Source organism: Paraburkholderia sp. RAU6.4a, assembly GCF_050435625.1.
Classification (GTDB): Bacteria; Pseudomonadota; Gammaproteobacteria; order Burkholderiales; family Burkholderiaceae; genus Paraburkholderia; species Paraburkholderia tuberum.
On the sequence record NZ_JBNDKQ010000002.1, the window covers coordinates 3535424 to 3558918 of the forward strand.

Below are 23495 nucleotides of genomic sequence, written 5' to 3' on the forward strand. Positions count from 1 at the left end.
GCTCCGGTGGAACGCAAAACGAGGTCACCGACATGCCGCACCTGCCGCACCTGCCGCATTACGCCGCCGTTTCCGCGCCGTCCAGGCGGTTGCACGCTCATCGGCCCGAACCGGTCGAGCCGCCCACTGCACCTCCCATCGCGCCGCCGGACCCGGCCGAACCCGACACGATCCCCGGCCCGACACCCGATCCGATCGAACCCGTCGAACCGGTCACGCCGCCGATCGGCGATCCGCCGCCGCAGCCGACGCAAACGCCTCAGGCCACCGACCTCCGTCGCGACCGCGGCAATGTTGATACGACCGTCGAGGTCGGCGCCCTGTCGCGCACTCGATGGAACCACATCCCGCACTGCAAGGCGCCATGCCCTGGGTCGGTGCAGAACATTGCTGTATTTGTTACAAAGCCGGCGCATGTTTTACCGGCAGTTTACGGTTTCGCCCCCTAGACTGTAGGGATGCCGCGACAAGCGGCAGGCTTCCCCCGGAGGCACGATCATGAGACACCCCGCATTGCGACGTTCCGCGCGGCACTCCAAGCGCGGGCCACGGCCGGCCGAGGTCGAGACTGAGCCGGTGGTGTCGCCGGACCCGGCCGCGCAGAATCGGATCGCCCCGCATACGCCGCCGGACGGCGAGCACAACCAGGGCGGGGTGCGTCAGGAAGGCCTCGAATACCAGCGCGATCTGGGCTCGGAGCAGGATGCCTGAGGCAGCGTAGCACCCGGGCGGGGTCTCCCGGCGACCGGGATACCGGTAAGAAAGACCTCCGCATTCGTCGGATTTAACAGAAAAATTTTCTTCGCCATCCGTAATGATTGCGGGGATTTGCTCGTTTGTCACATTTTCATACAACTTTGTTTCCGATATCTCATATATCGGCACGATGATTGCGTGCACCGTTTTGGCGCAATTCCGCATACAACGAAACAATGGAGCACTAATGAGCAGATTGATCGTGGTATCGAATCGTGTCGCACCGATTCAGGAAGCGCGTCCGGCGGCGGGCGGGCTCGCGATCGGCGTGCTGGACGCACTGAAGGAGACCGGCGGCGTCTGGTTCGGCTGGAGCGGCGAAACGGTCAGCGAGCCATCCGCGCCCGTGATCGAGAAGCAGGGCAACGTCACCTACGCGACTGTGGGCCTCACCAAGCGCGATTACGACGAGTACTACCGCGGTTTTTCGAACACCACGTTGTGGCCGACCTTCCACTATCGCAACGACCTGTCCCGCTACGACCGCGAGGACTACGCGGGCTACCAGCGCGTCAACGCGACGCTCGCCAAGCAGCTCAAGGAACTGCTCAAGCCCAGCGACATCATCTGGGTGCACGACTACCATCTGCTGCCGTTCGCGCGCTGCCTGCGTGAGCTCGGCGTGAAGAACCCGATCGGCTTCTTCCTGCACATTCCGTTTCCGGTGCCCGAAGTGTTGCGCACGATTCCGCCGCATGAAGAACTCGTCAAAGCGATGTGCAGCTACGACGTGATCGGCTTTCAGACCGAGGCGGATCGCCAGTCGTTCGTCGACTATATCGAGCGCGGTCACCATGGCACGTCGAGCGAAGACGGCATGGTGCACGCGTACAACCGCTTCCTGAAGGTCGGCGCGTACCCGATCGGCATCTATCCCGACGCGATCGCGAAGACCGCCGAGCAGTTCACCGACCGCAAGGCGGTGCGCAGCCTGCGCGACGGCATGCGCGGGCGCAAGCTGATCATGAGCGTCGACCGGCTCGATTATTCGAAGGGGCTGGTCGAGCGCTTCCAGGCATTCGAGCGGCTGTTGCAGAACGCGCCCGGCTGGCACGGCCGCGTGTCGCTCGTGCAGATCGCGCCGCCGACCCGCGCCGACGTGCAGACCTATCAGCGCATCCGGCAAACGCTCGAAGGCGAGGCGGGCCGCATCAACGGCCGGTTCGCGCAGCTCGACTGGACGCCGATCCAGTATCTGAACCGCAAGTACGAGCGCAATCTGCTGATGGCGCTCTTCCGCCAGTCGCAGGTCGGCTATGTGACGCCACTGCGCGACGGCATGAACCTGGTGGCCAAGGAGTACGTCGCGTCGCAGGATCCGGCCGATCCGGGCGTACTCGTGCTGTCGCAATTCGCGGGCGCGGCCGAGCAGTTGCCGGGCGCGCTCGTCGTCAATCCGTTCGATCTGTCGCAGATGGCCGAAGCGCTCGAGCGCGCATTAGCGATGCCGCTCGCCGAACGTCAGGCGCGTCATGCGGACATGATGGAGCCGATGCGCGAGAGCAACCTGTCGGTGTGGCGCGATACGTTGCTCGATGATCTGCGCCACGTCGCGACCGCGTCTTCGGTGACGGCCAAAGCGGTAAAGCTCGCTGACGTGACGGCATCGCCCTGAGCCGACAGGCGCGGCCCGCGCAGGCGGGCGGCGCGTGTGTGCCGCTCACGTCGTGCATGGAGTGACAGGGAAGATCAAAGCAAAAAGGCGTGCATCGCCTCGTGCGATGCGCGCCTTTTTATCGTGCATGTCTTGCACGCATAACGGCCACAGCCCTCAGGCCGGCTGCGCCGCCTTCTGCATGACCCGCATCGTGCTGACGACCGCCGCGACCGCCGAGAACCCCGCGGCCACATACAGCGCGATGATCGTCCCGCTCTGCGGCGCGACGCCGAAGATCAGCGCGACCAGCGCCGCGCCGAGCGTTTGCCCGGTCAGGCGCGCGGTGCCGAGCATGCCGCTCGCGCCGCCGCTGCGTTCGCGCGGCGCGGACGACAGCATCGTGCGATTGTTCGGCGACTGGAAGATGCCGAAGCCCGCGCCGCACAGCGCCATGCGCCACGAAATCTGCAGCGCGTCCGGGTGAGGCCCGAGCGTCGCGAGCAGCAGCAGGCCGACGGTCATCGCGGCGAGCCCGACGCCGCCGAGCCAGCCGGCCGATATCCTGTCCGACAGCACGCCGGCAATGGGCGCCGCGATGATGATGATCGCGGGCCAGGGCGTCATCAAAAGACCCGTTTCGACCTGCGACATGCCGAACGTTTCCTGCAGCAGGAACGGCAGCGACACGAACGCGAGCATCTGCGCGCAGAACGAGCAGACCGACGTGCCGATCGACAGCGCGAACACCGGAATACGCAGCAGGTCGATCGGCAGCAGCGGGGCGGGCCGCGTCAGCTGGCGACGCACGAAGAAGTAGCCGATGACCAGCGCTCCGAGCGCCTCGAGCGTCACGTAGCCGAAACGCTCGCCGTGGCCGAGGCCATCGACCGCGAAAATCAGCAGGCCGAACACGAACGCGTTCATCACCGCGCTCAGATAGTCGTACGGGGATTCGTGGCCGGGGTTCATCGGCAGCGCCTTGAAGCCGCCGACGATCGCCGCAATCCCGATCGGCACGTTGATTGCAAACAGCCACGGCCAGCTCGCGATCGCGAGCACGCCCGAGGCGACCGTCGGCCCGACCGCCGACGACACCGCCACCACCATCGCGTTGATCGAGACGCCGCGCCCGAGCTGGTTGGGCGGATAGATCATGCGCACGATCGCGGTGTTCACGCTCATGATGCCGGCCGCGCCGAAGCCCTGGATCACTCGCGCGAGCGCGAGCGTCGCCAGCGAGTTCGACAGCGCGCAACCGAACGACGCGATCGTGAACAGGATCAGGCCCGACAGATAAATGCGCCGGTAGCCGATGCGGTCGCCGAGCGACGCGAGCGGCAGCAGCGAGATCGTGATCGCAAGCTGATACGCGTTGACGACCCAGATCGACGCGGCGGCGCTCGCATTGAGGTTGCGCGCGATCGTCGGCAGCGCGACGTTGGCGATCGCGCTGTCGAGCACCGCGAGCGTCAGCGAGAGCGCGATGACGAGCATCGCCCAGTAGCGTTGTGGGACCGGTAGGCCCAGTTCCTTGCCTTCGAAGCGGGAAGTGGAGGACGTCGAGCCGTCCGTGCGCGGGGAGGGTGCGTGCATCGATTGTTTGATTTGTCGGAGATGTTGGCGCGCCTGTGCGCGGCTCACGCGCTGGCCGCTGCGGGCGTATCGGTCGGCGCGGCGCCGGCGTTACCGGGCGCCGGCGCCGCGCGTGCGTTATTTGAGTTCGTAAAGGCCCGTGTGGGTCGTCGAATCGATTTCGTTCAGGTGCGTCATGAAGCGCGCGACCGCGTTGGTGGTTTCCGCGCTGACCGGCAGATGCGGCACTTTCAGCGCATGCAGCCGGAAGATATAGCGATGCGTGCGATCGCCGCGCGGCGGCGCGGCGCCGCCGAAGCCGACCGTCCCATAGTCGTTGCGCACCTGCATCGCGCCCTGCGGCAGCAGCGAGCCGTCAGCCTTGCCGGCGTTGCGCGGCAGCGAGCGCGCGTCGGCCGGAATGTTCACCACGACCCAATGCCAGAAGCCGCTGCCGGTCGGCGCGTCGGGATCGTGAACGGTGAGCGCGAAGCTTTGCGTGTCCGCGGGCGGCGCTTCCCATTGCAGCGACGGCGAGATGTTTTCGCCGTCGCCGCCGAACGCCTTGTCGTTGTACTCGTGGGCTCTCGGCATGAAGCCGTTGGTGGGAAAATCGTCGGACCAGAGACGGAAGTCAGCCATGATGTGCCTCCCTTGTTGATTGGTTCTGGGATCGTCGGAGTTCGCGATGTCGCGGCGGGCGAGGCGCATCTCGTGGCATGCCGAAGCGCGTGAGGACGTGCCGCGAAAGCGCCTGGAAGCACCCGGAAAACGCCGCCGAAGCGTGCCTCGAAGGCATCTCGAAAGCGCGCCGGGTGAGCTTTTCGAGTGTAGCACCAGCGGCCGCGAGACTCGCGCGAGCCGGGCAGGTCGCGCGCGGTTTTCAGCCGCGTTCCTCCAACTCCGGCGCGTCGCTTCCGATCCACGCGACGAGCCGCTCGATCACGCCCGCAATATCGCGATTCGCGCCCCGCAAAGCGCATTCCCACACGACCGCGACGCGCCAGCCGCTCGCGAGCAGCGCGGCGCGCACCTTGTCGTCGTTGCTGCGATTGCGGCCGATCTTGTCGCGCCAGAAGTCGGGCCGCGTCTGGGGCCATTTGAACAGATGACAGTCGTGGCCATGCCAGAAGCAGCCATGCACGAGCACCACCGCGCGATAGCGCGGCAGCACGATGTCGGGGCGGCCGGGCAGATCGCGCGCGTCGAGCCGGAAGCGCAGGCCCCGCCGATGCAGCAGGCTGCGGATCAGGATCTCCGGCTTGGTGTTGCGGCCGCGAATGCCGGACATCATCCGGCTGCGCGTCGCGCTATCGACGATATCGACCATCGTCAGCGGGCCAACGGGTCGCGCGGCCGCTCACGCGTAGAGCGGCAGGGAGTGTTTCGACGCATCGCGGGTCGGGTGGGCAAGCAGGGTTTGCACATGCGGCAGCATGATACGCGCCACTTCGCGCATCACCGGCATCACGACGCTATTGCCGAACTGCCGGTAGGCCTGCGTATCGCTGACCGGAATCCTGAAGGTGTCGGGAAAGCCCATCAGTCGCGCGCATTCGCGCGGCGTCAGGCGACGCGGGCGCAGCGCCTCGCCCTGATAGACGAGAATTTCGGAGCCGTCCTTGTGATAGCGCGCCGACAGCGTGCGCGTCACGCTGTCCGGATAGGCCATGCCGAAACCGAAGCCGTTGCCCGCCGCACGATGCTTGGCCGCGTAGTTTTGCAGATACGCCCACAGCTTCGGGGTGAGCGTGTACTTCGGCTGCACGCGGCGCGCGGTGTGGTCGAAGAAGCGGTCATGGTCCCACGGCAGCACCGGTTCCGTGCCGTCCGTGCGATGCAGGATCGCGCCGAGCCGCGGACCCTGTTCGGGCAGGCGCAGGTCGTCCCATGTGAACCCGGTCTTGCCGCGAAAGCCCACCACGATGATGCGCTCGCGATGCTGAGGCGTGAAATGCTGGCCATCGATCACGCGGTAGTGCACCTCGTAGCCGAGTTCGTCGCGCAGCGTTTGCAGGATCACGTCGAAGGTGCGGCCCTTGTCGTGCGACAGCAGGTTCTTTACGTTTTCGAGCAGGAACGCGGCGGGGCGCTTCGCGGCGATGATGCGCGCGACGTCGAAAAACAGCGTGCCCTGGGTCGTGCATTCGAAGCCGTGCGGCCGGCCAAGCGCGTTTTTCTTGCTGACGCCGGCGATCGAAAACGGCTGGCACGGAAAGCCGCCGAGCAGCACGTCGTGGCTCGGCACGTCCTCGGCGGGAAACGTGACGATGTCGCCGATCAGCGCGTGCGCGCCGCCGCTCGCGGAGTTGTCGCCGTGGTTCTCGCGATAAGTCCGCGTCGAGAACTCGTTCCACTCGCTGGTGAACACGCATTCGCCGCCGTGCGCCTCGAAGCCCATGCGAATGCCGCCGATACCCGCGAACAGATCGATGAAGCGGAAGCGCGCCGCGTCGGCCGCGTGTTGCGCCTCACGCGCGCCTTGCCGCAGCAGATCGCGCAACGCGGGTTCCAGCATCGCGGGACAAGGCGTTTCACCTTTTTCCCAGCGACGCACCGTCTTGATGTCCTTGCCGACATGGGCTGCGATTTCGCGTTGGGTGAAACGGGCGCGCGCCTGCTTGAGCAGGTCGAACGGGGCGGCGAGGGTCACGTGGCGTCCTTGCTGGGAATTTTTGCGGACATTATGACCTAAGGTCGTCCCCTTTCCCTATTGTCGGCGCCGATTGATCAGGAATTTTTCGCGATACGTCGCGCCGCTGCGTTTGTCTGCGGCGAACCATGCCTGTCACGAATGCGGATAGACGCTGGTCCCGTGACGCTGGTTTCCGGCGTTGCGACGTGTGTTGGCGGCCGCGACCTCGTGCCCGGCCGCTTTTTTTGCGGCGCGCAAGACGAGCCGCGGGCCGGCTTGGCGCCACGCGTGCGGGTGCAGCGGGTGGGGCGGATGCGGATGCGGTCAGGCCGACTTCACCTTCTTCACCGGGCCAGCCGGCTCGAATCGCGAGGTCGGCGCGGGCGCGAAGCGTTCCCATTCGGGCAGCGGCGTCGAGGCCAGCCGATCGAGTTGCAGCAACAGGCTATCGACTTTGTCCAATTGGGCGGTAGAAAGCTGGCCGCTGTCGACCAGCGCGGTCAGTCGTTTGCGCCAATAGGTGGCTGGCAGGATCGGACCGCCGAAATCGCCGCGCAGCGATACGTGCATCACCCGCGCGATGTGCGCGATGTCGTGATCGATCAACGCAGCTTGCGATGATCCCGAAATCGTAGTCTCCGTGCGGTCCATGACTCCTCCCTGAGCGCATTTACGGCGGTGCGCGGCGAGACTTTAGGCCTTTTGATAAAAAATTTGCCCGATCGCGCGTCGGCGTTCGTCGGTGTCGCGGCCCGGCGCGCGGAGCAGCTCCCGGGAACAGCCGTTGCTGCTTCCCACACACCGGCGCGATACCGCGCCGGCATTTCCGTCGACTACGCATATGGGAGCCGAGCATGAACAAGGATCAAGTGAAGGGCGTTGGCGAGCAGGTCAAGGGCAAGGTCAACGAGGCCGTCGGCAAGGCCACGAAGGACCCTGCGAAGGAACTCAAAGGCGACCTGCAGCAGGGCGCCGGCAAGGTGCAGAAGGCCTATGGCGATGCGAAGGAAGACGCCAGGGACGATGCAAAGCGCGGTCGTCACTGAACCCGTTCGATGCAGGTTGCCGTAACGGCGGAGGCGTCGCGATCGTCGCGGCGCCTTTGCTTTTTGTACGGCGCAGGTCGGACACGACGCGTCCGATTTCACCAGCTGGGTCACGGCTGACGTTGGCGCGGCGGCCGGCCTGGGAGTAACCCGTGGTCGCGATGATCGGCATTCCGCGCGCGCTGCGAGCCCTTTAGACTTGGCGCAATCCCATCAGGAGGTCGCGCCAATGACACCCGAAAAGATACTTTCGATGTTCGAACGGCAGTATTTGGAAGGCAAGGCGCCGCCCGATCTCGAAGCGACCTGCGCGAACTTCGCGACGTGGCTCGCGGCCGCGTGGGAACTGCTCGACGGCACCGAAAAGACGCTGCTGCTGACGGTCGGCGCGGCGCTGTGGCGCGAGGGCTTCAACGTGCGCGCGGGTACGGCGACGAAGGACTTGTGGTGAACCGCCGATCGCGAACGGCGCTGTTGCCGCAGCGTTTGTAGGGTCTTCACGCGGCCTCGCACGCGTTGTGGCGAGTCGGTTTATATTGGGCGGTCTTGCAATTTCTGTCCCATAGGGCGACCCGAACCCATGACCGATTTATCCGCTTTCGCGATCACGAAGAAATGGCCGGCCGAGCATCCGGACCGGATTCAGCTCTATTCGCTGCCGACGCCCAATGGCGTAAAAATCTCGATCATGCTCGAGGAAACCGGCTTGCCGTACGAGCCACATCTGGTGCGCTTCGATACCAACGATCAGATGACGCCGGCGTTTCTGTCGTTGAACCCGAACAACAAGATTCCGGCGATCCTCGATCCGAACGGTCCCGACGGCAAACCGCTGCCGCTGTTCGAATCGGGCGCGATCCTGATTTATCTCGCCGACAAAAGCGGCCGGCTGATCCCCCGGGACGCCGCCGGGCGCTACGAGACGATCCAGTGGGTGATGTTCCAGATGGGCGGCATCGGTCCGATGTTCGGCCAGGTCGGCTTCTTCCACAAATTCGCCGGCAGGGAGTACGAGGACAAGCGTCCGCGCGATCGCTACATCGCCGAATCGAAGCGGCTGCTCGGCGTGCTGGAGCAGCGCCTGGAAGGACGCACATGGGTGATGGGCGATCAGTATTCGATTGCCGATATCGCGATCTTCCCGTGGGTGCGCAATCTGGTCGGCTTCTATGAGGCGGGAGAACTGGTCGGCATTCAGGACTTCCCGAACGTGCGGCGCGTGCTGGCGGCGTTCGTCGAGCGTCCGGCGGTGGTGCGCGGCCTGAATATTCCGCAGCGGCCGGCTTGATGGCCTGTTGCGCGCACTCGCCGCGCTGGGCGTCGTCGCGTTTCATACCGACGGCATCGTTGCCGCGCATGGCTGGCTCGTCCATGTTTTTCCGCGTAATACCGCTGAGCGCGTATAACCTTTGAGGTGAGTAAAGTTCTTACCGGCTTATCGGGCGAGAATCGCGCGACAGCGCTGTGACGCGACCGGACGAAAAGGTGAAGCAATGAGCGCCGTTACATTGTTCGCGTGGTCCGTTCCGGCGTATTTCCAGGATTCCGTGGTCGACCATACATGGGTGACGACCTACGACAGCCGCGTGAAGATTTACCCAGCGCTGGCGGACGTCCTGATCGCGGGCGAGCACTATTGGTACAGCTGGGGCAGCTTCCACGCCCGAGCTGGGACGCCGGTCAGTGCGGATGGTTTTTTGGCTTCCGGCGCGGCAAATCTGCTTTATGCTAGTTGTCTATGTAAGCCCGATGTGGACTCGAACATCGATCCGGCCGCTCGTGGAACGATATTCAGCTATGGTCGCGATGGTGTATGCCATCAGTTGTCAAACCAGATTCTTTGGGCGACCGGCAGCGGTGGAGCGGCTCCAGCTACCGTCCGCATGTCCAGGGGCTACTGGTTGAGTGTCGCGATCTTCGGACCATACGGCAAGCAGCATGCTGCATGGGCGAGCAAGAAGATTCAGTGCTCGACACCAAGCGGGAGTAACGCGATGAAGCCAGGACATCAGGAATCCGATGTCGACGATTTTCAGGAGCATCTTCAGGCGACTTTGAAGGGTCCCGACGCGGATGCGAAGATCAAGTCGTTGATGAATCATCGACGCGCATTTATGGTGCGGGTCGAGCGTTTGCAACCTGCCCCGCAGGGCGGCGATGTTCCGTCCGCCTCGGAGCTGAACCAGGCCTATTCGTCTTTTCTCCACGACGCTGCTGACATTCTGGGTCCCGAGGACTTCGAGCGAGTTTTTGGTGAACGCCCAAAGGATCAGATGAACGTCGTCGACCCTTCGATATACGAGCAAAGTGTCCGTCGGCCGATGCAAAAATAATGGAGCCGCTGGACTGGCGTCGTCTCAAACGCGTTTCGCGATCACCGTCGTCGAACTCGCAATGTCGAGATTCTTTTTTGCGCTTAGCTGCTTCACAAACGATCGATCCAGCAACGTCGGCGGCCCTTGCAGAATTTCTTCGACCGTGAGCGCCTTGAATTCCTTCAGCGCATTCTCGTCGAGACCATCGGCCCATTCGCTCATGATCCAGTAAATCGACCAGATGGCCGATGTCGATTCCGGTACGTACACACGTTCGGCATTGATCGCAGATCCGAACAGGTTGAGAATCCCCTCGGCTGTCATGTTGTAGTAGTGATGCGGGTAGCCGTGAGTAGGTTGAGTGAGCGGAACCACCACGACCAGATCGCCTCCTGGCTTCAACACGCGAAGAATCTCTTTGGCGGCAGTGAATGGGTCCTTCACATGTTCGAGGACATTCAACGACAGAAGGCCATCGAACGATGCATCTTTGAATGGCAGAACTTCGCCGACACCGCGCACATCGGTGGATGGATAGTTGGTGATGTCGAAATTGATCACGTTTTCGTAGATCGCGGGACGGCTGCCGGCCCCACAATCCAGAATGATCCCCGACGGATGGCGCTCGATCATACTCAGTGCATCCTGATCGTACAGATTGCTGCCGGCCAGTTCCGAGTCGTAAATGTCGAACTGGGAGCGCAGATCGGGCGACAAAAAATCGAAAAATTTTCCGTCGTCACTAAATGGCATATCAGTGCGAAGGACAGACGCTATTCTTTTTCTTCGTTCCTGCCTGGATTGGGCCGCCATCAGTGCATCTTGCCTGCGATGACTTTCGGCGCTTCCGAAAACTTCGAAATGCGATCTTCCCGATCGTAATGCGCCGAGCCTGACAGCCGCAGCGACGTCCGGATTTGCGGCGAGATAGGCCTGCTCACAAAAATTCAACGCGGTAACGCATTCAAGCGCTTGATCCATGTCGGTCCTCGGAAACGTTTCGAAGTCGGCTCGCAGATTATAGCGATCTGAGATTTCCGGGAGCGCCCGATTTTCCGGGGTTGTCGAACGGGTGGTTCGCCTGGAAGGCGGATCGGCAACAAAAAGCACCGCAGCGCAAGGTGTGCGGGGCTTTTAAGAGCACTGGTGGCCGGTTGGTCCCCTGACAGAATTCATACGTCAAGGCTGGCGGTGTTTGCGGGGAGTTTTCGATTTTTTGTGCCCCCCACCTGTGCCCCTCGAATCGGTCTCCTGAGGAAAAACGGGTGCGATTCCTGTATGACCTGGATGCGGCGCAATCGATCGCGGGGCGATTGATTTGCTTGTATAGCCCCCTGAAGCGGGGCCGCTTCACATCCGGCGTCACATAAGAGAGTAGTTTTTCGCCGCTTCGCCGCCTCAGTGCTGCTCCGCATTCAGCAGCATCTAGACTCGTCTCCTCCTTGCAGGAATCCTTGCAAGTCCGGTTTTTCGTCCGGCCTTTTCGGCGCTTCGGCGCGCGCACGGCCGTGCGTGGTGACGCATGGCGGACCGGCGCAGGGACGAGTGTCAACGATTGTGTCGGACCTGTCGCTCCGTTCCCGGCTTTGTGCTACATAGCCTCTTCAAATCGCTTTTTTTGGAGGAGGCACAAGTTGATGGGATTACAGACAGATGGCGATTGACTTCGACGTCGGAACGCATCGGCGCTGCACGCTCTACACGCGACATGAGTATCACGGTAATGCCCTGAGCAACGAGGCGCGCGCCGGCCGCCAGTTCATTACCTCGGCAGGATTGCGAGAATTCACGCGCGACACACGTCAGCTGGCGCGGCTCGTCGAATTCATGCGCAACGCGCGCAGTGGTGCATACGCGAGTAGCGCTGCTCCAGAGCAGACCGCCCGGGCGCTACAGAACGCCGTCGAACGTGGCGATGTGATCGCAGTCGTGCCACGCCGCGTACGTCGCGCGGAGGCGGTGCGACTATTGAGCAGAAGATCCGGCCGTACTACGCGACCGTCACGCCGTCGCAGCTATTCAGGCGCTCGCTGCCTGTGGTGAGTGCCGGGCGTTCATTCCAGCGTCCAGTACTTCCGCGACTGGCCGCCGACGATGATCTCGCCATCTGGTTCGCCCGCCCCGGTGACGTGCTTCCGGATGGAACCATCGCTACGCCGGTATCAACGCCGCTTGGCGATGCGCAGGCGTTCGACTATCAGCCCGACATGCCGGGTGGCGCAGCAGATGAAGTTGCCGGGATGCCGTTCAAAGGCACGCCGGGGACGTGGATCTCCAGTATGCCGGGGACGATGCCGCAGTTGCGTCAGTTCGGGCCGAATGGCACGCCGCTAGCGGACTTTGACCTTGAAGCGCACCACGGCAATCCAAATCCGCACGCGCACGGTTGGGACGGCTACATCCGCGACGAGGGCGCGCCGGTCTCCTTGCTCCCTTGGTAAATCGATATGACGGATGAAATATTGAAGGCGTGGGGCTATTTCCACGATTGGTATCTGGACAGCGTGGTCATTGGCCCGAATACCGAGCCCCGGACGCTGACGCTAGGCCTGTACCTTGCCAACAGGCGCGCGTTGGTCACGTTCAACGGCGTGACGTGTGTTTCGGTTGAGCATCTTGGCTTGCTGAATATCGTCTACGGCATTCACATCGTTGCCCCGGACGACGCGAAGCACGCGCGGGCCAGTGCTGTGCTCGAAGCTGGAGAGCGACTTACCGACAAGAAAGCCGCACTGCTTGCTTTCATCTATTCCACTCTGGGTGCCGAACTCGCGATTGAGTGTGACTCGCTTGAGGTCCATGAGACCGACGGCGGAACATGTGGCCCTCGGCTCCCGTGATCGCAAAACGAAAGCGGGACCGCCTCGCTGGCGAGCGTGGTTGCTTCGTTCAGAAGTACGCGCGTAAGGCGCACGCCCGGCATGATCGGAACAACCGCCGATACGACAGGGAGATCGAGAAAGCGATGCGGGCGGTACGCGCAGACGAGCTTTCCGAACTGCTGTCCGGCGACGGCAACGAGGACGAACTGCCAGAAGCGCTGAGCGGCACGGTGGAGATTGACGAGTACCGCTAGAGCGGGCACGAATGGATGGGCTAGTGGCAATCGAAATCCAGGCGAGAGCCGGCAACCTTTGTGTGGTCTATGCTCGAGCGGAATATTGCGGCGACGCCGGGAGTAGTGAGGTACGCGCTGGCCGCAAACGCATCGTCACTGCCAGCCCGACCACTTTGGCGAGGGACGAACCGCAACAGGTGAAGCTCGCTGAATATCTGCGCGCTGCCTCCGCACCGTCTCACGTTCGCGGCGACTCGTCAGTGCAGATTGGGCCCATGTTCAATACTTTTCTGGGCAACGCCGGGAAGCTATCTGGTCCCCCTGACAGGAATCGAACCTGTATCTAGCGCTTAGGAGGCACTTGTTCTATCCATTGAACTACAGGGAGAGGACCGGGCCGGACAGATCGGCGAGGACTCGGTGAGTCCAGACTGACCACCGAGCGCAGAGTATATCAAACCGGCGCGGGCAAAAGGAGAGCCAAGCCAGCAGCCGCCCGCGCCTCGCACAAATCCCGCAAAAACAAACGGCCCCGCAGACATCGCCTGCCGGGCCGCGCAAACCACCTGAGCATCTGGCGAAGCGCACGCAACCGCGCCTATCGCCCCAAGCTCATCTCACTGTCAAAACTCCACCACCGCGAACTCCGCCTTGCCCACGTCGCAGAGCGGGCAGCGCCAGTCTTCCGGAATGTCGGCGAAACGCGTGCCCGGTCCGATGCCTTCTTCGGGCAGACCGTCTTCCTCGTTGTAGATCCAACCGCAAATCAGGCAGACCCAGCTCTTGAATTCCGTCACTTCGATTACTTCGCTCACGACACGCTCTCTCGTTCAATGCAATGGCCGGCTTGCTCTGCCCCTTTATGGGGTGGCGCGGCGACCCGCAATATTACCGGAATTTGTCAAATCAGCCGCAGACGACCGATGCGGCGCCGCCCCAACGCCTCTGCGGCGAGCCCGGGTTCGCGCGACGGGCCTCGTCACACAAGCCGTGTACGCTTTGACCTGCAAGCTATTCGATTGGACAGATGTGGCGCTCGCTTCGCACGTATTGCGACGAACGGTCTCGGGCGAGGCCGCTGGCGGCGCCGCATCGCCGGGTTTCGCTTCCAAAGGAGAAAACGATGTTTATAAACAGATGGTTGGTCGGCGTCGCGGCGGCTGGGCTACTCGCCGGGTCAGGTGTGGCGCAGGCGGAGGGCGTGACCTTCGTGCAACCGGCGGACGGCGCGACCGTCACCAATCCGGTGCACGTCGTGTTTGGCCTTGACGGCATGAAGATCGCGCCCGCCGGCACGCTGACGGACGGCACCGGGCATCATCACCTGCTGATCGACGGCAAGCCGCTGCCGAAGGGCGAGGTCGTCCCCGCGACCAACAAGTCGCTGCACTTCGGCAAAGGCCAGACTGAAACCGATCTGACGCTGCCGCCGGGCGACCATACGCTGACGCTGCAATTCGGCGACGGCGCGCATCGCTCGTATGGGCCGGAGATGAGCAAGACGATCACGGTGCACGTCAAGTAAGCAACTGCTTGAAAGGCCGGGCCGGCGCTCGCCAATAGCGTTGCACGCTGCGTTGCGCGCTTCATCGCACGGATGTTCCCGCCCGGCATACCTGCGCCCGGTACAATGAGCAGTTCCGACTCATCGCTGCCTTCTCCCATTCCCATGTCGCTTTACACCATTACCGGAGCGCAGCTCGCGTTCGGTCACGTCGCGCTGCTCGACCACGCGGATTTCTCGCTCGAAGCGGGCGAGCACGTCGGGCTGATCGGGCGCAACGGCGCGGGCAAGTCGTCGCTGTTGAAAATCGTCGCCGATCTGGCCAAACCCGACGACGGCCTCGTCACGCGTCAGCAGCATCTGAGCACGGTCTACGTGCCGCAGGAGCCCGAGTTCAACGCCGACGACACCGTGTTCGACGCGGTCGCCGCCGGACTCACCGAGGCGCGCGCGCTGCTCGACGAATACGACGCGGTCGCGCATCAGCTCGCCGACACGCCTGAGGGCGCCGAACACGACGCGCTGCTCGCGCGCATGAACACGCTGCAATCGTCGTTGGACGCCGCGGACGCATGGAATTGGAGCACGCGCGTCGCGACCACGCTGCAGCAGATCGGCCTGAACGGCGAAGCCCGTGTCGGCTCGCTGTCGGGCGGCATGCAGAAGCGCGCCGCGCTCGCGCGCGCGCTCGTCGTGCAGCCCGACGTGCTGCTGCTCGACGAGCCGACCAACCATCTCGACTTCGACGGCATCCGCTGGCTCGAAGATCTGCTGGTGTCGCTGCGCGCTGGGCTGCTGTTCATCACACACGATCGCGCGTTTCTCGACCGCGTCGCGACGCGCATCGTCGAGCTCGATCGCGGGCGGCTGCTGTCGTATCCGGGCAATTTCTCCGCGTACCAGACGCGCAAGGCGCAGCAGCTCGAAGTCGAGCGCATCGAGAACGAGAAGTTCGACAAACTGCTCGCGCAGGAAGAAGTGTGGATTCGCAAGGGCGTCGAGGCACGCCGCACGCGCAGCGTCGGCCGCATCGCGCGCCTCGTGCAGATGCGCAACGAGCGCGCCGAGCGCCGCAACGGGCAGGGCAACGTGAAGCTCGACGTCGGTCAGGGCGAGAAGTCCGGCAAGATCGTGGCGGAACTGACGGACGTGACGAAGCGCTATGGCGAGCGCGCGGTGGTGGACCGCTTCACGGCCACGGTGATGCGCGGCGACAAGATCGGCTTCATCGGTCCGAACGGCGCGGGCAAGACCACGCTGCTGAAGCTGATCCTCGGTGAACTCGCGCCCGACGAGGGCAACGTGCGCGTCGGCACGAATCCGCAGGTCGCGTATTTCGATCAGATGCGCGCGGCGCTCGATCTGGAAAAGAGTCTCGCGGACACGATCAGCCCCGGCAGCGAGTGGGTCGAAATCAACGGCCAGAAGAAGCATGTGATGAGCTATCTCGGCGACTTCCTGTTCGCACCGGAGCGCGCGCGTTCGCCGGTCAAGTCGCTGTCGGGCGGCGAGCGCAACCGGCTGTTGCTCGCGCGCCTGTTCGCGCGCCCGGCCAACGTGCTGGTGCTCGATGAACCGACCAACGACCTCGACATTCCGACGCTCGAACTGCTCGAAGAACTGCTGATCGACTACGACGGCACGGTGCTGCTCGTCAGCCACGACCGCGCCTTTCTCGATAACGTCGTGACGTCGGTGATCGCCTCGGAAGGCGGTGGCAAGTGGCGCGAATACGTCGGCGGCTTCACGGACTGGCAGACGCAGCGCGATCGCTCGGAGCGACTCGCGCTCGAAGCGCAGAAAGAATCGAGCAAGGAAGCGCCGAAAGAAGCGGCGCCGAAGGACAGCGCGTCGGGCCGCAATGCGCAGCGCAGCGCGAAGCTGTCGTTCAAGGAGCAGCGCGAACTGGAGGCGCTACCGAAAATGATTGCCGACCTTGAGGCCGAACAGAAGGCAATCGGCGCGCAGCTCGAAGACGGCTCGGTGTTCGCGAAAGATGCACGCGAAGGCGCGCGTCTGACCGAGCGCTATGCCGAGATCGACGAAGAGTTGATGCTCGCGCTCGAACGTTGGGACGAGCTGGAAAACCGCGTCAAGTAACGCGGCGTGCGCGGCCGGCACAAAAACAGCAGAAAGCGCCGCCGCGCACGGCACCGAAATTCAGCCGGCGCGCGCCCGTGCATTTCCGCCGATACCTATCGCGCCGCCGTCCTGCGAGTCGTGCATCCTCCATTGCATGTCCCCCAACGCCCGCCGCGCCTTATCCAGTCGGCCAATTCAGCGCGGGGTCAATTGCCGCCGTGATCGAAATCAGTACAATACCCCGCGAACAGGCTTCCCCGGCGGGCTGTGCGTCCATCTCCGGCATTCGAGCGCGCCAACGGAAGCCGCGCGACAAAACAGCTTGCCCGCATCGCGGGCGCTCCACCTAACCCCGTTGTTTCGTTTCGCTTTTTTTGAGTACTCAACGCATTGTCCAGGCCCTGTCCACAGGACCTGTGGACAACGATGAACCGACGCACCGAGTCAATCATGTCTACGAAAAAGCCAAACGCCGCGTATAGCGAAGCGTCGATCAAGGTGTTGAAGGGTCTGGAGCCGGTCAAGCAACGACCCGGCATGTACACCCGCACCGAGAATCCGCTGCACATCATTCAGGAAGTCATCGACAACGCATCGGACGAAGCCCTCGGCGGCTACGGCCGGCAAATCACGGTCACGCTGCACGCGGACCATTCGGTCTCGGTCGACGACGACGGCCGCGGCATTCCGTTCGGCCTGCACCCCGACGAGGGCGTACCGGTCGTCGAAATCGTTTTCACGCGCTTGCACGCGGGCGGCAAGTTCGACAAGGCCGCCGGCGGCGCCTATACGTTCTCGGGCGGTCTGCACGGCGTCGGCGTGTCGGTCACCAACGCGCTGTCCACGCGGCTCGACGTCACCGTGTGGCGCGACGGCAAGGTCGCCGAACTGAGCTTCGCGCACGGCGACGTCGCGAAGCCGCTCGAAGTGCGCGCCGCCACCAAGGCCGACAAGAAATCCGGCACGCGCGTGACCGCGTGGGCCGATCCGAAGTACTTCGATTCGCCGAACCTGCCGTTCGGTGAATTGCAGCGTCTGTTGCGCTCAAAAGCGGTGCTGCTGCCGGGCGTCGAGGTCACGCTCGTCAACGAGAAAACCGGCGAGCGGCAAAGCTGGAAATACGAAGACGGCCTGCGCGGCTATCTGCTGGAAGGCATGAACGGCAGCGATCTGCTGATTCCGCTGTTCGAGGGCGAGCGCTACGCGGAAAGCTCGCGTTCGAGCGAAGAGACGTTCGCCGAAGGCGAGGGCGCGGCGTGGGTCGTCGCGTGGAGCGAGGAAGGGCCGCTCACGCGCGAGTCGTACGTGAACCTGATTCCTACGCCCGCGGGCGGCACGCATGAGTCGGGCTTGCGCGACGGTCTTTATCAGGCGGTCAAGAGCTTCGTCGAGTTGCACAACCTGCAGCCGAAGGGCGTGAAACTGCTCGCCGAAGACGTGTTCGCGCGGGTATCGTTCGTGCTGTCGGCGAAGGTGCTCGATCCGCAGTTTCAAGGGCAGATCAAGGAGCGCCTGAATAGCCGCGATGCGGTCAAGCTCGTGTCGTCGTTCGCTCGGCCGGCGCTCGAACTGTGGTTGAACCAGCACGTCGAGCATGGCAAGAAACTCGCGGACCTCGTGATCAAGCAGGCGCAGGCGCGCACGCGCGCGGGGCAGAAGGTCGAGAAGCGCAAGAGCTCGGGCGTTGCCGTGCTGCCCGGCAAGCTGACCGATTGCGAATCGACGGAAATCGGCCGCAACGAGCTGTTCCTCGTCGAGGGCGACTCGGCGGGCGGCTCCGCGAAGATGGGCCGCGACAAGGAATACCAGGCGATCCTGCCGCTGCGCGGCAAGGTGCTGAACACATGGGAAACCGAACGTGATCGCCTGTTCGCGAACAACGAGGTGCACGACATTTCAGTGGCGATCGGCGTCGATCCGCATAATCCGGACGACAAGGTCGATCTGTCGAATCTGCGCTACGGCAAGATCTGCATTCTGTCGGATGCGGACGTCGACGGCTCGCATATCCAGGTGCTGCTGCTCACGCTGTTCTTCAAGCATTTCCCGCAACTGATCGAGCGCGGTCATGTGTGCGTCGCGCGTCCGCCGTTGTTTCGCGTCGATGCGCCCGCGCGCGGCAAGAAGCCCGCGCAGAAGCTCTATGCGCTCGACGAAGGCGAGCTCGAGGCGATTCTCGACAAGCTGCGCAAGGACGGCGTGCGCGACAACCAGTGGTCGATCAGCCGCTTCAAGGGGCTCGGTGAAATGAGCGCCGAGCAGCTGTGGGACACGACGATGAATCCCGACACGCGCCGCCTGCAGCCGGTCGCGCTCGGCGAACTCGACTACGATGCGACCGTCGCGCGCATGACGATGCTGATGGGCAAGGGCGAAGCGGCGTCGCGCCGCAGCTGGCTCGAAGAGAAGGGCAACGAAGTGGAAGCGGACATCTGAGCGCATTGCGCCTCAATGCGGCATACGACACTTCAAGCCAAACACGGACACGGAATCTAGATGGACGACGATAACACTCTCGACCTTTTCAACGAGCCGCCGTCGGACAGCGACGTGCTGACGCTCGGCAACTACGCGGAGCGCGCGTACCTCGAGTATGCGGTCAGCGTGGTCAAGGGCCGCGCGCTGCCCGATGTTTGCGATGGGCAGAAGCCGGTGCAGCGCCGCATCCTGTTCGCGATGAACGAGATGGGCCTCGGCGACAACGCGAAGCCGGTCAAATCGGCGCGCGTGGTCGGCGACGTGCTCGGTAAGTATCACCCGCACGGCGACCAGTCCGCGTACGACGCACTCGTGCGTCTCGCGCAAGACTTTTCGATGCGCTATCCGCTGATCGACGGCCAGGGCAACTTCGGCTCGCGCGACGGCGACGGCGCGGCGGCGATGCGTTACACCGAAGCGCGCCTGACGCCGATCGCAAAGCTGCTGCTCGCCGAAATCGACCAGGGCACGGTCGACTTCATGCCGAACTACGACGGCTCGTTCGAAGAGCCGAAAGTGCTGCCGGCGCGTCTGCCGTTCGTGCTGCTCAATGGCGCATCGGGCATCGCCGTCGGCCTCGCGACGGAAATTCCGTCGCACAACCTGCGCGAAGTCGCAGGAGCGGCGGTCGCGCTGATCCGCAATCCGAAGCTCTCGCATGCGGAGCTGATGCAGCACGTGCCCGGTCCGGACTTCCCCGGCGGCGGCCAGATCATTTCGAGCGAGGCGGAAATCGCCACCGCGTACGAAACCGGCCGCGGCAGCCTGAAGGTGCGCGCGCGCTGGAAGATCGAGGATCTCGCGCGTGGCCAGTGGCAACTCGTGATCACCGAACTGCCGCCGAATACGGCCGCGCAGAAGGTGCTCGAGGAAATCGAAGAACAGACCAACCCGAAAATCAAGCTCGGCAAGAAGACGCTGACGCCCGAGCAGTTGCAGACGCGGCAGACGCTGCTCGGGCTCGTCGACGCGGTGCGCGACGAATCGGGCAAGGACGCGCCGGTGCGTCTCGTGTTCGAGCCGAAGTCGAGCCGCATCGATCAGACCGACTTCGTCAACACGCTGCTCGCGCATACGAGCCTCGAATCGAACGCACCGCTGAACATGGTGATGGTCGGCGGCGATGGCCGGCCGCGTCAGAAGGGCTTGAGCGAAATCCTGCACGAGTGGATCGCGTTCCGTTTCGCGACGGTGACGCGCCGCACGCGGCATCGTCTGTCGAAGGTCGACGACCGCATCCATATTCTCGAAGGCCGGATGATCGTCTTCCTGAATATCGACGAAGTCATCCGCATCATTCGCGAATCGGACGAGCCGAAAGTCGCGCTGATGGCCGCGTTCGGTCTCACGGATCGCCAGGCCGAGGACATCCTCGAAATCCGGCTGCGTCAGTTGGCGCGCCTCGAGAAGATCAAGATCGAGAAGGAACTGGCCGAGCTGCGCGACGAGAAGGCCAAGCTCGAAGAGCTGCTCGGCAGCGAACCGGCGATGAAGCGCCTGCTGATCAAGGAAATCGAAGCCGACGCGAAACAGTACGGCGACGAGCGCCGCACGCTGATCCAGCAGGAAAAGCGCGCGACGTTCGAAGCGCGCGTGGTCGACGAGCCGGTCACCGTCGTGGTGTCGCAAAAGGGCTGGGTGCGCGCGCTGAAGGGCCACGGGCTCGATACGGCCGGCTTCAGCTTCAAGGCCGGCGACGGCCTCTACGCGGCGTTCCAATGCCGCACGCCCGATACGCTGATCGCGTGGGGTAGCAACGGGCGCGTCTATTCGGTCGCGGTGGCTCAACTGCCGGGCGGACGCGGCGACGGCGTGCCGGTCACGTCGCTGATCGAGCTCGAATCGGGCAGTCATTTGATGCACTACTACGCGGCGTCGGCGGAACAGGCGCTGCTGCTCGCCTCGAGCAACGGCTTCGGCTTCATCGCGAAGGTCGGCGATATGGTGAGCCGCGTGAAGGCCGGCAAGTCGTTCATGACGATCGACGCCGGCGCCGCGCCGCTCGCGCCGATGCCGATGCTGCCGGACGCGGCGCAGGTCGCGTGTCTGTCGTCGGGCGGACGTCTGCTCGTGTTCGGCCTCGACGAGATGAAGACGCTGTCGGGCGGCGGCCGTGGCGTCACGCTGATGGCGCTCGACGACAACGAAACGCTCGTGCAGGCGCTCGCGATCAACAAAGCAGGCGTGATGCTGATCGGCACGCGTCGTGGCGGCCGCGTCGACGAGGAGAAGCTGGCCGGCGCCGAGCTTGCGGCGCATGTCGGCAAGCGTGCGCGCAAGGGACGCGCGCCCGCCAGCAAGCTGAAGCTCGACGGCATGCGTCCGGTGCTGCCGGCCTAGTGGAGTCGATTTAACGAAGTTTGACGCTGCAAAACCGAGGGCGCCTGCTAGCATGCGGGGCGCTCGCGGTCTGTCGCAGCAGAGTCCGTCGCGCGAAGGGCGTGGAAGCAAACGGGGCGCGGCGGCGTCGCGGCCAGATGAACGGGCCGCGATCACAACGACAAAACACGACGCAATAGACGTCGATACCCGGAACTGCCTGCATCACGTATGGTCGAACGCGCTCAGTTGGTGCTGAGCGGGATCGCGTGTCCTAAACGGTGTGGCGTCGTCGGGAGAGGAAAACTACATGAACAAGGCTATCGAAGTCGCGCTTTTTCTGCATCTGCTCGGGGTGGCGGTGTGGGTCGGCGGTATGGTGTTCGCGCATTTCTGCCTGCGCCCTGCGCTCGGCGATCTGTCGCCGCAACTGCGCCTGCCGCTGTGGGAGTCGGTATTTGGCCGCTTCTTCAACTGGGTCGGGGTGTCGGTGCTCGTGATCCTGATCAGCGGCGGCTTCCTGCTGATGCAATTCGGCGGCGCTCATGCTAGCTGGCCGTTGCATGCGATGGCCGGTCTCGGCATCGTGATGATGCTGATCTTCGGGCATATCCGCTTCGCCGTATATCCGCGCATTCGCCGCGCGGTGCAGGCGCAGAAGTGGCCCGATGGCGCGCAGGCGGTCGGCACGGTCCGCCGTCTCGTGCTGATCAATCTCGTGCTGGGCGTCGTGACGATCGGCTTCGCTGTGCTGTCGCGCGGGTTCTGATCGGCGGATCGCCGGACCGCCGGACCGCCGGACCGCCGGATCGCCGGATCGCCGGACCGCCGGACCGCCGGACCGCCGGATCGCCAACGGCGCAGCAGGCTTCGTGCGGCCCGCGACGCATCACGTCGTGGCGCCGTACGCGAGCCACAAACCGCACGCCACCGCCACCGTTCCATACACGGCATACACCGGCACCTTCAGCTTCGCGAAGCACATCGCGGAGAACGTCGCGGTCAGCAGATAGATCGGCTCCAGCGGTACGCGCACGGCAATGCGCAGTACCGCGACCGCGAGAAACGCGGTCGTGACCGCGCGCAGAATCCTCATGCCGTGCTCGAAGCGCGGGTTCACCTTCAACTGATGCAGATGCCGCTGCGCGAGCACGACGAGGCAGCCTGACGGCACGAATAGCGCGAGCGTCGCGATCAGCGCGCCGAGCCAGCCATCGACGAGATAACCGAAGAACGGGACCACGTTCAGCAGGGGTCCCGGGGACAACGGCGACAGCGTAAACGCGAGCGTGAAGTCGTTATCGGACACGCCGACCGCCGGCGTGACGAACAGCGTCTTCAGCACCGGCAACGCCGAGAAGCCACCGCCGAACAGCGTCATGCCGGCGCCCGCGAGGCGCGGCCACAGCAGCGCGAGGTCATAGCGATGCGGCAGCGGCAGCGCAAACAGCACGAGCAGCACGCCGAGCGCGGCCAGTAGCCGATAGTCGCCGCGCTGGAGCGACACGGCGAGTCGCGAGTCGCGCTCCCGACTCGCGAACCAGCCGGCGCCGAAGGCCGCGCCGAGCATCACCACATACGCCGCGGCGCTGTGCGCATAGAGCAGCGCGATGCTGCCGAGCAGCGCCGCCGTCCATTCGAGCTTGCCCCGCACGAGCGCGCGGGTTTGCTTGTACCAGGTGAGCGCGATCAGCGTCGCGAGCACGACGCTGAAGTGATGCAGCAGGGTTTGCGACGCGATCGTGTGCACGATGGGCGTGCGATAGAAGATCGCGAACAGCGTCATCAGCGTGAAGAAGGGCAGGACGCTCGCCACCCCGGCGACCCATGCGCCCGCGCGTCCGCGCAGCGCGTGCCCGAGCTGCACGGCGACGTTGCAGCCGACGGGTCCCGGCACCATCCACGCGAGCGCGATCAGGTCCGAGAACGCCACGCGCGAGAGCCGCCCCTCGCGTTCCACGTAATGATGCTCGAGCTGCGCCATCAACGCGAGACCGCCCCACGACAGCGCCGACAGGCCGCACACGACCCGGAACAGCGTCCATAGCGGTTCCCGTTGCCCGCGGCGGGCAGCCTCATCGCTCGTGATGGTCTGCATCGGCGCTGCGCGGGCCCCGCCATGCGGGCGCCCGT

At 64.1% G+C, this 23495-nt stretch carries 22 protein-coding genes, 1 tRNA gene and 1 pseudogene; 15 read left to right on the forward strand and 9 right to left on the reverse strand.

From position 1 onward, the window contains the following. Nucleotides 1-50: 50 nt before the first annotated feature. The 3 genes and pseudogenes from OKW40_RS21120 (at nucleotide 51) to otsA (ending at nucleotide 2371) form a co-directional block, all read left to right on the forward strand. Nucleotides 51-298: pseudogene (locus OKW40_RS21120) on the forward strand (hypothetical protein). A gap of 200 nt (nucleotides 299-498) precedes the next feature. Beyond that, complete coding sequence (locus OKW40_RS21125) at nucleotides 499-711, forward strand: hypothetical protein (protein ID WP_026225665.1); 213 nt, start codon at nucleotides 499-501, stop codon at nucleotides 709-711. Nucleotides 712-943: 232 nt separating this feature from the next. Next, a complete protein-coding gene (gene otsA / locus OKW40_RS21130; protein WP_090803575.1) occupies nucleotides 944-2371 on the forward strand; it encodes an alpha,alpha-trehalose-phosphate synthase (UDP-forming) in 1428 nt (475 codons plus the stop codon). A 156-nt stretch (nucleotides 2372-2527) separates the two neighbouring features. Here the strand turns inward: otsA and OKW40_RS21135 are convergent, their stop codons facing one another. The 5 genes from OKW40_RS21135 to OKW40_RS21155 all read right to left on the reverse strand — a co-directional run bounded on the left by OKW40_RS21135 (nucleotide 2528) and on the right by OKW40_RS21155 (nucleotide 7211). Further along, entirely contained in the window at nucleotides 2528-3946 is a 1419-nt protein-coding gene (locus tag OKW40_RS21135; RefSeq protein ID WP_429406955.1) for an MFS transporter, read from the reverse strand. A gap of 117 nt (nucleotides 3947-4063) precedes the next feature. Continuing rightward, complete coding sequence (locus tag OKW40_RS21140) at nucleotides 4064-4567, reverse strand: YbhB/YbcL family Raf kinase inhibitor-like protein (RefSeq protein WP_018419796.1); 504 nt, start codon at nucleotides 4565-4567, stop codon at nucleotides 4064-4066. 241 nt (nucleotides 4568-4808) lie between these two features. Beyond that, nucleotides 4809-5255, reverse strand: coding sequence for a very short patch repair endonuclease (locus tag OKW40_RS21145; RefSeq protein WP_184045730.1), 447 nt, complete (start codon nucleotides 5253-5255; stop codon nucleotides 4809-4811). A gap of 30 nt (nucleotides 5256-5285) precedes the next feature. After that, nucleotides 5286-6578 (reverse strand): DNA (cytosine-5-)-methyltransferase, encoded by a 1293-nt coding sequence (gene dcm, locus OKW40_RS21150; protein ID WP_429491341.1) that lies wholly within the window; start codon nucleotides 6576-6578, stop codon nucleotides 5286-5288. Nucleotides 6579-6884: 306 nt separating this feature from the next. Continuing rightward, nucleotides 6885-7211, reverse strand: a complete 327-nt coding sequence (locus OKW40_RS21155; RefSeq protein WP_184059513.1) for a hypothetical protein — start codon at nucleotides 7209-7211, stop codon at nucleotides 6885-6887. A 203-nt stretch (nucleotides 7212-7414) separates the two neighbouring features. Between OKW40_RS21155 and OKW40_RS21160 the strand changes: the two genes are divergently transcribed. From OKW40_RS21160 to OKW40_RS21175, 4 genes are all read left to right on the forward strand, one after another. Continuing rightward, entirely contained in the window at nucleotides 7415-7606 is a 192-nt protein-coding gene (locus OKW40_RS21160; RefSeq protein WP_090803583.1) for a CsbD family protein, read from the forward strand. Nucleotides 7607-7835: 229 nt separating this feature from the next. Continuing rightward, a complete protein-coding gene (locus tag OKW40_RS21165) occupies nucleotides 7836-8057 on the forward strand; it encodes a hypothetical protein (RefSeq protein ID WP_184045738.1) in 222 nt (73 codons plus the stop codon). Between the two features lie 129 nt (nucleotides 8058-8186). Then, nucleotides 8187-8894: a glutathione binding-like protein gene (locus OKW40_RS21170; RefSeq protein WP_184021434.1), complete on the forward strand. Its 708-nt coding sequence runs from the start codon at nucleotides 8187-8189 to the stop codon at nucleotides 8892-8894. A gap of 205 nt (nucleotides 8895-9099) precedes the next feature. Beyond that, entirely contained in the window at nucleotides 9100-9939 is an 840-nt protein-coding gene (locus OKW40_RS21175) for a hypothetical protein (RefSeq protein WP_429491343.1), read from the forward strand. Between the two features lie 24 nt (nucleotides 9940-9963). Here OKW40_RS21175 and OKW40_RS21180 read toward each other — a convergent pair whose 3' ends face one another. Further along, nucleotides 9964-10902, reverse strand: a complete 939-nt coding sequence (locus OKW40_RS21180; RefSeq protein WP_429491345.1) for a class I SAM-dependent methyltransferase — start codon at nucleotides 10900-10902, stop codon at nucleotides 9964-9966. Between the two features lie 1055 nt (nucleotides 10903-11957). Between OKW40_RS21180 and OKW40_RS21185 the strand changes: the two genes are divergently transcribed. From OKW40_RS21185 to OKW40_RS21195, 3 genes are read left to right on the forward strand one after another with little or no spacing between them, the layout of a single operon-like run. Beyond that, the gene (locus OKW40_RS21185) at nucleotides 11958-12362 is read left to right on the forward strand and encodes a hypothetical protein (protein ID WP_429491346.1); all 405 of its coding nucleotides are present in this window, start codon (nucleotides 11958-11960) and stop codon (nucleotides 12360-12362) included. A gap of 6 nt (nucleotides 12363-12368) precedes the next feature. Beyond that, complete coding sequence (locus OKW40_RS21190; protein ID WP_244144823.1) at nucleotides 12369-12761, forward strand: hypothetical protein; 393 nt, start codon at nucleotides 12369-12371, stop codon at nucleotides 12759-12761. After that, nucleotides 12758-12997 carry a hypothetical protein gene (locus OKW40_RS21195; RefSeq protein WP_429491348.1) on the forward strand — a complete coding sequence of 80 codons (240 nt, stop codon included), beginning with the start codon at nucleotides 12758-12760 and terminating at the stop codon, nucleotides 12995-12997. The genes OKW40_RS21190 and OKW40_RS21195 overlap by 4 nt, the downstream gene beginning before the upstream one ends. Before the next feature lie 295 nt (nucleotides 12998-13292). Here OKW40_RS21195 and OKW40_RS21200 read toward each other — a convergent pair. Then, nucleotides 13293-13367, reverse strand: a tRNA-Arg gene (locus OKW40_RS21200). Nucleotides 13368-13602: 235 nt separating this feature from the next. Further along, nucleotides 13603-13794 carry a rubredoxin gene (locus OKW40_RS21205; RefSeq protein ID WP_090803595.1) on the reverse strand — a complete coding sequence of 64 codons (192 nt, stop codon included), beginning with the start codon at nucleotides 13792-13794 and terminating at the stop codon, nucleotides 13603-13605. Nucleotides 13795-14102: 308 nt separating this feature from the next. Here OKW40_RS21205 and OKW40_RS21210 point away from each other — a divergent pair, with 308 nt between their 5' ends. From OKW40_RS21210 to OKW40_RS21230, 5 genes are all read left to right on the forward strand, one after another. Continuing rightward, entirely contained in the window at nucleotides 14103-14504 is a 402-nt protein-coding gene (locus tag OKW40_RS21210) for a DUF4399 domain-containing protein (protein WP_429491349.1), read from the forward strand. Between the two features lie 144 nt (nucleotides 14505-14648). After that, the gene (locus OKW40_RS21215; protein ID WP_429491351.1) at nucleotides 14649-16583 is read left to right on the forward strand and encodes an ATP-binding cassette domain-containing protein; all 1935 of its coding nucleotides are present in this window, start codon (nucleotides 14649-14651) and stop codon (nucleotides 16581-16583) included. Between the two features lie 432 nt (nucleotides 16584-17015). Then, complete coding sequence (locus tag OKW40_RS21220) at nucleotides 17016-19001, forward strand: DNA topoisomerase IV subunit B (protein WP_429491353.1); 1986 nt, start codon at nucleotides 17016-17018, stop codon at nucleotides 18999-19001. Nucleotides 19002-19061: 60 nt separating this feature from the next. After that, a complete protein-coding gene (parC, locus tag OKW40_RS21225) occupies nucleotides 19062-21383 on the forward strand; it encodes a DNA topoisomerase IV subunit A (protein WP_184059490.1) in 2322 nt (773 codons plus the stop codon). A 289-nt stretch (nucleotides 21384-21672) separates the two neighbouring features. After that, nucleotides 21673-22131, forward strand: a complete 459-nt coding sequence (locus tag OKW40_RS21230) for a CopD family protein (protein ID WP_184045759.1) — start codon at nucleotides 21673-21675, stop codon at nucleotides 22129-22131. A gap of 120 nt (nucleotides 22132-22251) precedes the next feature. Here OKW40_RS21230 and OKW40_RS21235 read toward each other — a convergent pair whose 3' ends face one another. Then, a complete protein-coding gene (locus tag OKW40_RS21235) occupies nucleotides 22252-23460 on the reverse strand; it encodes a chromate transporter (protein WP_429356813.1) in 1209 nt (402 codons plus the stop codon). Nucleotides 23461-23495: the final 35 nt, after the last annotated feature.